This is a genomic window from uncultured Acetatifactor sp., from assembly GCF_948601915.1.
In the GTDB taxonomy this organism is placed as follows: Bacteria; Bacillota; Clostridia; order Lachnospirales; family Lachnospiraceae; genus Acetatifactor.
This window is the reverse complement of record NZ_CAPDXS010000135.1, coordinates 768-14,673: the sequence shown is the minus strand read 5'-3', so window position 1 is coordinate 14,673 and position 13,906 is coordinate 768. Positions and strand designations below refer to the sequence as shown.

Here is a 13,906-nt window from a genome sequence, read left to right as displayed (position 1 = left end):
ACAAGCTACAGAAGAAAGAGATTACTGCCGAAGAATGCGTCATCAGGCTCAAAAAAGCTCTGCAGTACACTATTCCACTGGAAAGCATCAAGATGGCGAAGAACGGACCTGACATCTATCTGACCTGCGCAGAGTTGAGATGTATATACAATATCGCAATGAAATCCAGGGATGATGCAGAAGACTTCAATTTAGACCTGCTCCAGAGCGTCACCAGACAGTGTATCCCCGAAGACAGCATCCATATGTTTATCAGCATGTACGAACTGATTATGACTGGCGTGGCAAGCCGCCTGGGAAGTGCAGGCGAATATAAGAAGTCTACGGAAATCGACAAAAGGATTTTGAAGGAATGCCTTTTAGCGCAAAGGATGGGGATGCTTCATCTCTGCCTGTACGACATGCTTTGGAATCAAATAGAGGCTGCAAAAAAAGTGACTTCTGCAATCCCGATTACTCTAATTGACCGGGAACTACAGAAGTGCATCCATCTCGCAAGATTTTGTAAAGAAACTTTTTATGAAAATTTCTATTCTCATAAATTGGGGGATTAATTCCCCCAATTTATACCTCATCGCTACTTTTTTCTGGAACATCGCTCAGCGGCTCACATCCATGCCCGCCCCCAGGCTCCTCCCCGTTTTCCACTGCGGGAGGTTCCGGCGGATACGGATTCGGTATTGACAGCCCCGGCAGCGGAAGCAGCCCGATGGACAAAATAGTTCCTATAGTAGCGATAGCTTTTTTAGACCTGTTCTTCATATTGGTCATCCCCCTTTCAGTTGTTTTCGCCAGAAGCAAGACTTGACTACAATTATAGCAATTTCGGCAATCGTCAGCAAGGGACAAAGTTGTTAAAAAAAGTCCGGGACTTTTTAACAACTCTGTCCCTTGTGAATTAACTACAAGTCGTGCTATGCTATAAATGCTCGCGAGAAGAAATGGGACATATAGTGTTGCACACTCAAAACTGAATATTGAAAGCTGTAAGATGAAACTTTAAGGAAGAAATACTTTTGTGAATCGTAAAAGGAATGAACAATGAAGAAATCAATGAGAAAAACAGCCTTTGCGCTTTGCGTTGCTTTGTCGGTATTTATGTGCAAGCCGGCGTTTGCATTTGCAGCCGTATGTGGTCCTTCTCCAGATAAAGTGCATCATTTCGATGCTCATCAGAGAGAAAGCGGTGAATTCGGGCAAACTGGCGGATATCATTCATACTTATATGGATATTCTGCTCAGGGGCAGCCGCTTTATAAAAATGATTGTAGGTTGACCTATATTTATAAACACTGCAATAGGGTCTGTAAATATTGTGGCACTAAGCAGGATAACTCTCGGCATACTCATCAGGAGTCAGTTAGGCACAGTATCGATCATAGGTGACCAACACAATCATTTTGGTTCTATGGCTAATCCGGTTCAATACAGCTAAAAGAACCGCTAAGCATTGCAAATATCAACCGAACACAGGGAACCGGCAGACCGAACATTCAGGAAAGGGTCTGCCGGTGTTTCCAATATCATGCGCGGGAAAGCGAATGACACTACAACGAAACAAAGGATTGGGAGGTTTCATGAAAAAGATAGCCATTTGTATTCTTATAGCAGCCATGTTTGCCTTACAGCTCAGTGGATGTGGCGTAGATAAAAAAGAAGCACCAAACACCCCGGCCACGGTGGAGACAGGAGATGCCAGCAACACAGATCAGCAGGCTGGTGCATTGGAGGTTTCTACAGATTCGAATCCTACCGGAAAGGACAATTCACAGGATGTTTATTCCATGGCAATAAACACTCCGCTACAAGTGGAGCATCCAGCGAACGCCATAAATGGAGGAGGAGAAAAAATCCTTTTGGGAAAATCCAGGGCTTATCATTTTAAAAAGCATCTTTTTGAAAACGTGGAGGAATGCTGGGACGAGCTTTCTTTTGTGACTGCCGAAGGGGAAACGGGTTCGGAAAGCTTTGACCTGAAAAATCAGCTATGGGACATAGGGCTGGCAGCAGGCACGGATCATTATGTAACCTTCGATATAGAAGAGCAGGCAGGCGAGGGGGATTGTCGGTACTTTCTTACGGAGAGAGGGGAACATCATGAGGCATTGAGAGAGTTCCCTCTGGACTTCCTGAACGGAAGCGGCTCTTCCGAGGTAGAGACAATCATGAGCTTCTCAAAGTTTGCAGTAGATTCATCTGGAACAGTTCACCTAGTACGGCAGACGGACGAGCAGCAATATCTGCTCGTTTCTCCAACGGGAGAGCTTCTGGCGGAATACGTTCCAAAAGACGGTTATATTGAGGGATTGATTTCTCTGTATGATGGCCGAGTCGCCTTTTGGGAAACAAAGCCGGACAATGAGAGCCAAAGCGTACGGCTGGTCTTGCAATATATGGATGCGGAGACCAGCCAGCCGATTGTGTTGGCTACTGCGGAAAAGGAGGTTTATTGCCTTACTCTCTTTGATGAAAAGATTCTGTTATATGCAGATCAAGAGGGCGTGTACCGCAGCGAACTGTCCGGAAAGAATCCAGAGCTTCTATATCGCTGGAGCAATCATGGAATCTCAGTGTTGGGAGTGCCCTTTATACAGGCAGATGAAGAGGGGCAGATTGCACTGATTTATGAGGACAACGAGAATTATAACTATCTTTGCTTAAAGCCTACCACGGAAGAGGTGGAAATCTGTGAAATCACAATAGCGGTGCCTCCTTACAGAATGTCGTCTTATCGGCCTATGGTGGTGGAATTCAACAAAAGGTATCCCAGATACCATGTTGAATTGAAAAGCGATTATGATGAGACTGCACTTTTGACGGAATTGACTGCGGGAAAGGGCCCGGTACTAATCGATACTTTGCTTACAGGCTTCGAGGAGCAGGAACAGCAATGGGAACCTTTGGATGCAATTATGGAGCAGTTGGGTATCACGGAAGAGCTGCTCCCTTCCGTTCTGGACATGGGAAGGATTCATGGAGCCTTATATGGAGTCGTGACAGACTTCCGGCTGCGTACACTAATCACCGGGGATTCGACCCTGAAAGATTGGGATTATGATGCATTTTTGCAGTGCGTTGAGGGCAAGCCGGATCTAGAAGCGATTTTTGATTTTTATGGGGGTGATTACGGAACCTATTTTATCACAAGCTTTCTTAGCCATGGAATTGATGATACATATCTCCTGGATGCGGAAACGAGGACGCTGAATTTTGACAGCAGCGATTTCCGCAGGGCTCTGGAACTTGCAAAAAAATATTGTGTCCGCGAGGAAGGGGTAAGCCCTGGCACCTCCCTGTTGGAAGGGAAGGTTCTTTGCAATGAGTTGACCATCAGTAAGCCTGAGGATTTTGCTGCATATCGCATTTGTTATGGAGAGAATGCCAATTATATCGGGTATCCAACAAAGAATGGCGCAGCCCACTTTATGGAAAGCGGTAGCAATCCGTTGGCGATCCGCAGGACGGCTACAGAGGAGGAAAAGGAGGCCGCAATTGCTTTTATCAGCGTATGCCTCTCCTATGAGGGACAGATTCAGGCATCGAGAGATTTAAATTATGGGTTAAGCGTGCGAAAGGATGTACTGGAAGAGCAGATTGCTGCCATGACTGAAGACACCGTAGTTGATACGCATGGCTTCGGTCGGATTGTACTGGGCGATGACCTGAATATAGAACAGGATAGGACGGCACTACTGGATATGGTCGATAAAGCAAGACCCTTGAGATATTTTCCGATGGAACTGATGAACATTATGTCCGAAGAACTGGAGCAGTATTTTTCCGATACCATTACAGAGGAAATGGTAATCGATCATCTGGAGAGCCGGGTGGGGCTATATCTGGAAGAGGGCGGAAGCCCCTGATAATAAGGTGATTTCCAGTTCGACATTTATGAGCTCCTCTCATCCCTGGCCTATGCCAGGAGCGTAAACCCCTGCAGCAAACTCAGGACATTCCATGAAGTCCTCCCCAGCCTCTTCCATCCCTGCAATTATTCTTATGACCAGCTCCTTGACGGCCTTTCCTTCTTAGGGGCAAACTATGAAAAGATTGCTGAGCTCTTCACGGCGCAGACCAGTGCAGTCTACGGCATCTCCACTGACAAGACATACTTCGACTGCACCAACTTTTTCTTTGAGATCGACAGGGAGGATGAGAAGATTCGATCAAGGGTCATTTCCTGGTCTGCTACATCGCTGTCCTCCTGGAGTGCATCCTGCAATTCCATGTTCTGGAAAACAAATATTCCACTTCGGACATATTTGATTTCTTAAAAAACTTCAGGGTCGTAAAAGCGGAAAACAAGTATGTCAAATTATTTTCTATCAGAGACACAGTTAAAGTCCATTTTAAACTACTCGATATAATGCTGTAAAAGGGCCGATAAACGACCCTTTTACTGATTTTACTTCCAGTTTGCACCATTTTTCAGTATTTACTATTTCTGACCTATCTTCTGCGGAGCACCGCTTCTCCTTCAAGATTTATTACACTGCTGGCAGAACTGCCATAGCTGACAGCTCTGTCATGTTCTATGCACATTTCCTCCATGCTATACACGAATCCGCAGGCAATCGAATTTCTACAACCTGTCCTCACGCCTTTTCCGTCCCATGAATCGCCATAAGGCCATAGCCGCCAGCAAAGCTCCCGATGTACAGGCAAGCGCGGCAAAAGGCGGCGTGCTGTCCCCTGTCTGGGGGCTGCGCGGAGCGCCGGACATGGCGCTGTCGCCCTGGCTCCCGGACGCGGCCGGGCCAGAGGGCCTGCCGGAACCATCAGGCGTGCCGGGGCCGTCCGGCGGCGTGGTCTCGCCTGGGCCACCCGGTCTGTCGGGGCCCTCCGGCGGCACGGTCTCGCCTGGGCCACCCGGTCTGTCGGGGCCCTCCGGCGGCGTGGTCTCGCCCGGGCCATCAGGCTTGTCGGGGCCGTCCGGCGGCGTGGTCTCGCCTGGGCCATCAGGCTTGTCGGGGCCGTCCGGCGGCGTGGTCTCACCCGGGCCGTCCGGCCTGTCCGGGCTGTCCGGCAGCGCGGTCTCGCCTGGATTGTCCGGATTGTCAGGGCCGTCCTTGGCCTGGACTTCGAATTCACCGGAAACCTGGCCGTCCAGATAGAGGAAGGTCAGGCTGTGGGACCCTACCGGCAGGGTGTCCAGATAGCTTTCCTCCAGGGTGACAATGGTGCTGCCGGACTTCACTGTATAGTGCTTCGCATCCAACGGCTCTCCGTCTGCCAACAGCCCCGTGAACTTCTCCACCGCCCCGTTCACCCGGAAGGCGATGCTCCCTTCTGTCTCCTGAATCCACTGGCTCCCATCGCCCTCCAGGATTTTGTAATCCGTCAGGGCGGCAAGAACCTTCTCCAGCTTCCCGGCATCCACCAGGGATCTCTCATGCTCCGTCAGGGACTCCAGAGCCGCTTTTGCCTGTGCCGCGGCGCTGTCCGCGTCCATATCGTCCGGGCTCACGTCCTCGGGCCGAGGCAGCTCCGCAATCAGCTCCGTTGCCTCCAGCACCTTCCCGATGCTCTCCAGGGCCCCGGCGATGCGGTCCAGGTCTGCCTCAATGGCCTGTTCCTCGGCTTCCGTGTAGTTCCCGCCGTATTCGTCCAGCAGGGCTTCCAGCTCCTCTCTAGCCTTCTCCAGGGCCTCCCGGTCTGTGAGCTGCACGGTGTCTTTGGATATCCCCTCCACTGTGCCCTCCACATCCGCCAGCTCCCCCTGCGCCGTGTCGATCCTGTCCAGGAGCCTGTGGCAGGTGTCCAGGATTTCCTGTAGCTCCTCCTTTTCCTCCCGGGTGGCGCTGGCGCAGTCTGCCTCCACGGCCCGGACGGATTCCAGGACTTCCCTGTGGGCGGATGTGGCATTCCCCTCCGTCAGGCCCTCTATGGCCTGGGCCAAGACGCTGATGGGCTTCATGGTCACTGTGGCCAGGGTCTCGTTCCCCGCCAGATCCGTGGCCTTTATGACATAGACCGCCTCCCTGTTCCCCGGAAGCGCCAGGCTGCCGGAGGCCGTCTCCCCGTTCAGGGCCACGGAAGCCAGATTCCGATCCGTCACCTCCGCAGTCTGGGTGGTATAGTATGTACCGCCCGGCTTTACCCCTGCGATTACAGGCGGCGTCAGGTCGAACACCACGCCCCGGGATGCATAATACACCTCATTCCCCGCCAAATCCGTGGCCTTGACGTAGACTACAATCCGTCTTCCATCTCCGGGCGCAACCGTGAAGCGGTTCCCGGGCGTCCAGCCTTTTACTTCCAGCAGCTCCGCCTGGGTCAATATGTTCCCTGACTGGTAGTAGACGATGCTGCCTATGCCGCTCAGGGCATCCTCCGCCAGAAGGGAGACGTCGATCCCCTTCCGGGAGAACAGTCCGAAAGCGACGTCCGCGGGCAGCCTCCTGACAGAAGTCCCGTTGAAGCGGATGTCGAAGGCCTCCGGCGCTGTCCGGTCAATCCCGTAGGTCTCCGTGGCCGCCAGGGAGATGCGGCCCGTCGCCTTATCTTTTACATAGAAGGTCAGGGAGCCCTCTCCCGTCTCCTCCGTCCGCCGCAGCTGCTCTGTCCAGTCGTCCGATGCCGTGTTTCCCAGGGAGAGCAGGCGGCCCTCCCCGGCGGATACTACAAAATCGTCTTTCGTCCAGCCATTCTCGTTCAGAGCCGTGAGATAGTCCCTGCCCTTCTCCGGCTGGTATTCGTTCACGATGTGGAAGGTCGCGCTTGCCTCGCCCACTATATAGAAGCCTCCGGGCTTGTTGGCGACGGTGACGGTGGCCGTGCCCACGTTGACATTGTTCTGAAAGGTGACAGTATATTCCGTCTCCGGAATCACCGTGTCCCCATCCATCACCACCACCGAAGGCTCCTTCGCCGTCCCGTCATAGTGGAACCGGCTCTCCGATAGCCGGATGTCAGGATTCTCCACCTCCGTAGGAAGGACGATTTTTATGGTGAACTCGTAGACATACAGTCTCTCCCGGCCGCTTCCGGATTGGAAATAGGCTGCCGCCTGAAAGCTGTACTCCCCTACAGGCAGTCCATTGTAATATTCCCTGCTGAAATCGAAGCGCAGAGCGCTGTCCTCCAGGGTCTTTGTATACATATCCCAGTCCACGTAGCCGTGCTGGGGCTGATCCGACTGGTTCCATATATAGGAACGATTCTCGTTGAAGGCAGCTCCTTCTAAAGCGAAGGAGATATCTTCCGTCATGCCCTGGGCGAAGATATAGCAATCTTTTTCCGGAACCCTGATGAAGTCCACGAAAGCATCATAAACATTCGTTTTCCCGTTTAGTTCCTGTCTTATTTCCACACGCGCCGTGCCGGGGCCCTCCGCTGTAAGGCTGTTCCCCTCCAGCGCTGCCCCCGGGGCGGTAGTCCCTTCCTCCAACAGGGTATAGGTGAACACAGAGGCAGTGTCCCTATGGGTGAATATAGGACAATTTTGAGAGCCAGCGGCGCTTCCTTCTCTGACATCCTCCAGCGTCACTGTAGCCCCGCCGCTTTCCGTCAGCGGGAACACTGTCTCCTTCAGCGAGGAGCTTATCACCTGGCATCTGCAGAGGTTTTCCGTCAGGTCGGTCTTCCAGAGCCTTCCGTCCCATATATTCCCATCGGAACCGCCGCGGTGGGCCATTTCATATACCACCGCATAGCCCTCTGCCGCCGGGAGGAAGAGCTCCTCCGGCCCATCCTTTGGCGTCTCCGCCAGACCCCAACCCACAGATTCGGGAGTCTCGGTTCCGTCGGTAGCCATCCACTGTATCCGCGCCTGGCCCGTGGGGTTCTCCCGGAAATGGATGCCCGCCCAGTTGCTGCTGCTGCGAATCAGCAGCGGTTCATGCAGCAGCTCCGTCTGCGGCATATAGGTCAGCATGCTCCCGGTCAGCCGAAGCGCCCCTCCGTCCAGCACCAGCTTCTGCGCACAGGCAGTCGGCCCATTCTCATTGCCTACAGTGGAATCGTCATAATAATCCACGTAGCTGTCCCGGAAAATCACCTGCTTGAACCGGTTTTTATTCAGGCGGGAGCCCCACAGGAGCGGATTGTCCCCCGCTATGAAGCTGGTCGGCCCAATGAAGTCTCCGCCCCAGGTTCCCCAGCCGCCCGCTCCGCTGCCGCAGCCGATGTAGGACAGGGTGGACTCCCGGGCAGCCGCCAGTACCCCCTCCGCCAGCTCCAGGGAGCCCACGGACGCATTTTCAAAGGTGATCTCCAGCTTATCCTCTACCTTAGAGGCGATTCGCAGGCTGGCCGCCTTTCCGTCTTTCAGCGTCACAGAGACTGTCCGGAACGCCTTGTAGCCGGATTCGCCAAAATAGAGCCCCATATTGGCAAAGCTGTCCCCTGACACCATGACGGACAGATTCCCCTGAATGGACAGCCTGTCGTTGTCCAGAGCCCGGAAACCGCCCACTGTACCTCCCAAAAGCCGGATGTCCGCTGCCCCAACGACCGCTTCCGTATTGTTGAATCCGGCTCCGGAAGCGCAGACTGTCCCCACCGTACCTCCCTGTATAGCGATGGAGGCCGTACCTGTCACTTCGGAGGCCTCTTCTCCGCCTCCGTAGACCCACACACCTGCCAAATCTCCGCCATTGACCGTAATATTGCTGCTGCCCACTTTCGCGCCTCGCCAGCCTCCGCCTCCATAGATGTTATGAAGAAATCGTCCGCCATCGATGGTGATGTTCGTGCTCCCGGCCACTTCTGTGGGGATGGCGGCATCCCTTCCCGCTCCGCCGCCATAAGTCCACCCGTTCACCACCGCGCCATCGCCAAAGAACAGCTCCGTATTGCCGCCTACCATTCCGGAGTATTCATTGCCGCCGTATACGGATTCCACCTGGGCATTCTCTATGTGAATGCTGGTATTGCCTCCTAGCGTCCCCTCGGCGAGGCCGCCACATATGCCATTGGCCACAGATCCGCCTGTAACCCATATCGATGTGTTTCCGTTGACCTGGCCGCTGCGCCCGCCCCCCAGGACATATTGGGCAGTGCCGCCAGATATGGCTACATGGGTATCCCCGGTTAAAACTCCCTCCTGATTGCCTCCATATATGTTCCTTACATTGCCGCCGGATAGAGTCACATTCGTGCTGCCTGTCAGGGTCCCTCCCGCATTCCCGCCATAAATCCCCCAGACGGTGTAGGCAGGATTGTCGGCATCTGGCTCAAAGGATGATCCGGCGAGCATGACATAAGTGTCATATTGGCATGTCCCCTCCTTCGCACCGCCGTAGATGGACGAGTTCGCCAGGAAATAGCCGCTTTGCTCCGAATAGGGAATTCCGTTTGGCTGTCCGTCTCCCTGGAAGGACGTGATTTCCTCCTCATCCTCGCCGATACCGTTTCTATTGGAATCCACATACAGCTTTGCATAACCGGCCTGCTCTCCGGCCACGAGCAGCAGAGGCTGTCCGTTGGCATATATGTTGTATGCATGGTCCCCTACAGTCTCATACGCCACGCCCTTGCTGTCCGCGGCCGATGCCTTTTCTGCCGATAATGCGCCAGACAGCTCGCCGTCCCCGGGCAGTCCCTCCGGCAGCGCCCCGTCCATGGCGGCATCGCCCTCCGGGCCATCCGGCAGCGTCATGTCTGCAGAGGGCTTGTCGGAGGCCTCCCCTGATTCGGAAGTCCCGTCCGCGCTTCCCTCATCCAAAGAGGAGCTGTCCGAGTCCTCCTTCCCGGGCTTCTCCTCTGCGCCTTCTCCCTCCGCAGAATCTCCCGGCTCATTCCCTGCACTTTCAGAAGCCTCGCCCGAGCTTCCTTCTCCTTCTCCTTCTACAGAGCCTCCAAGTTGGTTCCCCGCATCTCCGGAAGCCTCGCCCGAGCCTCCTTCTCCTTCTGCAGAGCCTCCAAGTTGGTTCCCCTCATTTCCAGAAGCCTCGCCCGAAACGTCCTCTCCTTCTGCAGAGCCTCCGGGCTGGTTCCCCGCATCTCCAGAAGCCTCGCCCGAGCCTCCTTCTCCTTCTGCAGAGCCTCCGGGCTGGTTCCCCTCATCTCCGGAAGCCTCGCCCGAACCGTCCTCTCCGGCTGCGGGCGCTTTGTCTGTGGCTTCTCCTTTTTCGGGACTTTCGCCAGCTCCCTCGCCCTCCGCAGCTTCTCCAGGTTCATTTCCTACATTTCCGGATGTCTCACCCCAGCTTCCTTCCCCCTCTGCAGGGCCTCCAGGCTGGTTCCCTTCATTTCCCAAAGCATCGCCCGAAACGCTCTCCCCGGATGCCTCTCCCGATTCCTCCGCACCCGCAGATGCCCCCCCAGGAACGCCCCTTTCCGCAGCCGTGCCCTTCCCGGGCGCACCGTCCGCTGCCCCCTCCTCCGGAAGCTCCCCCTCCATAGACGTCCCGCCAGAAACCGCGCCTTCCCGGTTCCCCTCCGAAGCCGTCCCGCTAAAAGACACGCCCCCCAGGTTCCCCTCCGAAGCCGTTCCACCCGAAGCCGCCAGGCTCGCCCCGCCCGCCGGCGGCGTCCATACTGCCATGGCCGCTGCCAACACCAGGCTCACGGCCGCCTTTCCCATCCTCTTTCTCATAAGCTCTGCACCTCCGCTCCTTTCTCCCATACGCTGCCCCGGCAGAAAGGCCGCCCCGGGCTGACAGTGTATAAAGGGATTATATGCGGCTGCAGAAGAGGGAGACAAGCCGGACGACTCAAACGGCAGTTTTTCGACTCAAGCGGTAGCCAAAATGGCCCTTCCGACCGAAATTCAGCCTTTCCTTTTCCCCTAAATTCCACTATAATATATACTGATAGCCGCTGAAATTTGCCATGGAATGCTCCTCTTCCATCGACATCCGGACACACGAGCGGCAGATGCTATGAACCGATGGCAAACCTTATCGCTCGTGGGCATAATAGAGACAGGGCAATGCCGCCAGGCCCCGATGCAGGGCTGCCATATGTAGGGGGAATCTTATGAGAATCGCTATCGTAGATGATGAACAGGACGAGCTGGACTGCCTGTCCCGCAGGCTGGAGCATCAGCTCTCCCTTCTGGGCTATACCGAAAATGTAATCCGCTGTTACCGCAGCGCGGAGGAGTTCCTGGCGGCATGGCACCCCGGCGGGTGCGACCTGATCCTGCTGGACATCTATATGGAGGGCATGCCGGGGATAGAGGCCGCCCGCCGGATCCGGGAGAGGGACGCGGACTGCCGCCTGGTCTTTTGCACCTCCAGCAACGCCTTCGCCAGCGAAAGCTACGAGGTGGGGGCCCATTATTATCTGCACAAGCCCTTCTCGGACAGAGACATCATGAACATGCTCCGGAAGCTGGATCTGGAAAGCTACGAGTTCAGCCGCTTCATCACCCTGCCTGACGGGAAGAGGATTTTTCCGCGGAACATCATTTATACAGAATACCACAACCATGTAGTAACAATGCACATGAAAAAGGACGGACAGCTGCGCACAAGGATCTCCCAGGCAGGATTCCAGGGCCTGCTTTTGGAGTATCCCTATTTCTGCTGCTGCGCCAAGGGGATCATCCTCAATTTCCATGAGGTGTCCGCACAGAACGGCGCCATGTTCACCATGAGCGACGGAAGCGCCGTGGCCGTCAGCCGCCGGAGGGAGAAGGAGGTCCAGGAGGCCTACGCCGCCTTCCTCTTCCAGCGGATGCGAAAGGAGATGGGGGAATGATGCCGCCTTTCTACAGAATCCTGGAAATCAGTGTATATTCCCTGCTGAATTTCCTGCCCTATCTGTTCCTGGCCCTCTACCCCTTCCGGGGGCATCTACGCTATTCCAGACGGGCTACCTGCATGCTGGCGGCTCTGGTGGCGCTCCTGCAGATGGCTCTGGGGCTGTTGGCGTCCTTTTCGCCCACTGACCGGAAAGGATTTGTCAGCGCATCCAGCACGGCTCTCTATTTCCTGTTCTACTTTTGTTCCGTCCGGGCGCACCCGGGAAAGACCCTGTTCACCCTGCTCATGCTGTCCAACATCGCCAATCTGGTGGTGGTCTGCTCCAAATGCCTGGAGGGGCAGATTTTCCCCGGGCTTGCTGTGCAGACATACCGGTGGTCTTTTACCGCCCTCATGGCAGCGGTGCAGGCCGTCATCCTGATTCCGCTGTTCCTCTATATCCGGAATGTGTATTCGGACGCGGTGGAGAAAGAAGCGGACGCTTCCATATGGCGGTATCTGTGGCTGATTCCGGCCACCTTCTATCTGCTGTGGTTCTACCATCTCTACGGCAGCGGGCAGTCCGGCCTGGAGGTGGCCCTACAGCCCGTCAATGCCCTGTTCCTGTTGTGCATCAATCTGGGGGCTTTCCTGATCTACCACATCGTGGCCCGGCTGCTCAGTGAATACTGCCGGAACATGGAGCTGGAACAGCAGAACCACATGCTCCTGCTGGAGAATCTGCAGTATGTCAATCTGAAGGACAGGATCCAGGAGACCAGGCGGGCGGAGCATGACCTGCGGCATCATATGGCCCTCATGGCCGCCTATCTGGAGGACGGGGAGTACGACAGGCTGCGGGCGTACCTGGACGAGTACCGCAGTTCCCTGCCGGAAGACTCGCAGGCAGTCTTCTGCCGGAACCATACGGCCAACCTGCTGCTGTCCTACTTTGCCAGACAGGCAACTGACGCAGGCGCAGGCTTCGCCGTATATGGGAATCTCCCCGCCGATCTGGGGATCGCGGAGAGCGACCTTTCGGTCATCCTGGGGAATCTTCTGGAAAATGCCCTACAGGCCTGCATGGCCCAGGAAGGATCCAGGCGGCAGATCGTATTCCGGGGGAAGATAGAGGGACAGTGCCTCCTGGTCACAGTGGACAACACCTTTGAGGGGGAATTGCGGCAGGATCCCAATGGAGCCCTCCTGTCCACCAAGCGGGGCGGTTCCGGGCTGGGGCTGGAGTCGGTGCGCCATATCGCCGCCCGCTACGGGGGGATGCTGCGCACGGAATGCAGGGACGGCATGTTCTGCGCATCCGTGCTGCTGAAGCTGTAGGAGGGGATGCGCTTTTCCGGGCAGCCAGTTCCTCCCTTCGGGGACGTCCGGGTGCTGTGCCACAGGTACATGAAATCAGGCCATCATACCTCTCCCTGGGCCAACAGATTGTCTTTTCCCATGCCGCACACAAAGGGATTGGAATCAAAACGATGGCAAAAGTCCAAAAAGTCAGAACGCTGTCCCGGATTCTTCATCATCTTTACGAGCAATTCATTGGGAAGGGTCCTCGCATAGGCACCGGGGCCCGCCAGCTCGATATTTTTCACGCCATTCCGTTTCAGGATGCCCTCCAGTTCGTCCGGCATGAAGGTGTATGTGATGCACCAGGGCGCGCCTCCCCTTTCATACTCGGCGATCTCCTCGTCGCCGCCCATGAGCCCTTCCTCCCACAGCTTCCCGACGGCCTCCCTGTGGAAGCGGAAGGCCTCAATCGCGTCCGCCCTGTTGGCCACGCACCATTTCACAAAGAGATCGCCGCAATCCGGATCTAAGATGAATTGGTTCTTTTGGATGGGGTTCGCCAGGTATGGAAGGTACCCTAAACGGCTTGACACGCTTATCATAATCCGTTTGCGGCATATGCGCACCAGTTCGGCGATGACCTTTTCCTGATTGGGATAGGTATAGGAAACAGGGGCGTCAAAGGAAATCACCATGTCGAAGGAGCTGTCCCTGAAAGCTTCCAGATGCTCCAACGCCCCTTTCACAAACGTGATTCTGTCAAGGACGCCTTCTTTTTCCGCCAGTTCCCTGGCCTTGTCTATCATGGGCTGGGAAATGTCGAAATGTGTGACCTCGCAGCCATGTTTTGCAAGGAGAATCGAGAATCGCCCACATCCTGCGCCGCCGTCGAACACGGTCCTTATTCCGTCCAGATGAGAAAGCAGCTCCTTTTCAATATGGCTTTTCTGGATGATGTCATCTATGAAGGT

The 13,906-nt window shown here is 55.3% G+C and carries 8 protein-coding genes; 5 read left to right on the top strand and 3 right to left on the bottom strand.

Translation table 11 applies throughout. From position 1 onward, the window contains the following. A partial coding sequence (locus Q2B33_RS19075; RefSeq protein WP_300785314.1) for a hypothetical protein occupies positions 1-554 on the top strand: 554 nt, incomplete at its 5' end. Positions 555-564: 10 nt separating this feature from the next. On the opposite strand, the gene Q2B33_RS19070 is transcribed toward Q2B33_RS19075, so the two are convergent. Then, positions 565-762 (bottom strand): hypothetical protein, encoded by a 198-nt coding sequence (locus tag Q2B33_RS19070; protein ID WP_296474881.1) that lies wholly within the window; start codon positions 760-762, stop codon positions 565-567. A 279-nt stretch (positions 763-1,041) separates the two neighbouring features. Between Q2B33_RS19070 and Q2B33_RS19065 the strand changes: the two genes are divergently transcribed. Further along, complete coding sequence (locus Q2B33_RS19065) at positions 1,042-1,386, top strand: hypothetical protein (RefSeq protein ID WP_300808994.1); 345 nt, start codon at positions 1,042-1,044, stop codon at positions 1,384-1,386. Between the two features lie 191 nt (positions 1,387-1,577). Then, positions 1,578-3,863 carry an extracellular solute-binding protein gene (locus Q2B33_RS19060; RefSeq protein WP_300785312.1) on the top strand — a complete coding sequence of 762 codons (2,286 nt, stop codon included), beginning with the start codon at positions 1,578-1,580 and terminating at the stop codon, positions 3,861-3,863. Between the two features lie 719 nt (positions 3,864-4,582). On the opposite strand, the gene Q2B33_RS19055 is transcribed toward Q2B33_RS19060, so the two are convergent. Further along, positions 4,583-10,540, bottom strand: a complete 5,958-nt coding sequence (locus tag Q2B33_RS19055; protein ID WP_300792002.1) for a hypothetical protein — start codon at positions 10,538-10,540, stop codon at positions 4,583-4,585. Positions 10,541-10,923: 383 nt separating this feature from the next. On the opposite strand from Q2B33_RS19055, the gene Q2B33_RS19050 reads away from it, so the two are divergent. Together Q2B33_RS19050 and Q2B33_RS19045 are read left to right on the top strand one after the other, a co-directional pair. Then, positions 10,924-11,649, top strand: coding sequence for a LytTR family DNA-binding domain-containing protein (locus Q2B33_RS19050; protein WP_300574000.1), 726 nt, complete (start codon positions 10,924-10,926; stop codon positions 11,647-11,649). Continuing rightward, positions 11,646-12,971 (top strand): sensor histidine kinase, encoded by a 1,326-nt coding sequence (locus tag Q2B33_RS19045; RefSeq protein ID WP_300782900.1) that lies wholly within the window; start codon positions 11,646-11,648, stop codon positions 12,969-12,971. Before Q2B33_RS19050 ends, Q2B33_RS19045 begins: the two co-directional genes overlap by 4 nt. A gap of 83 nt (positions 12,972-13,054) precedes the next feature. Here the strand turns inward: Q2B33_RS19045 and Q2B33_RS19040 are convergent. Further along, positions 13,055-13,906 (bottom strand): class I SAM-dependent methyltransferase (locus Q2B33_RS19040; RefSeq protein WP_300914175.1); only part of this gene is annotated, 852 nt, incomplete at its 5' end.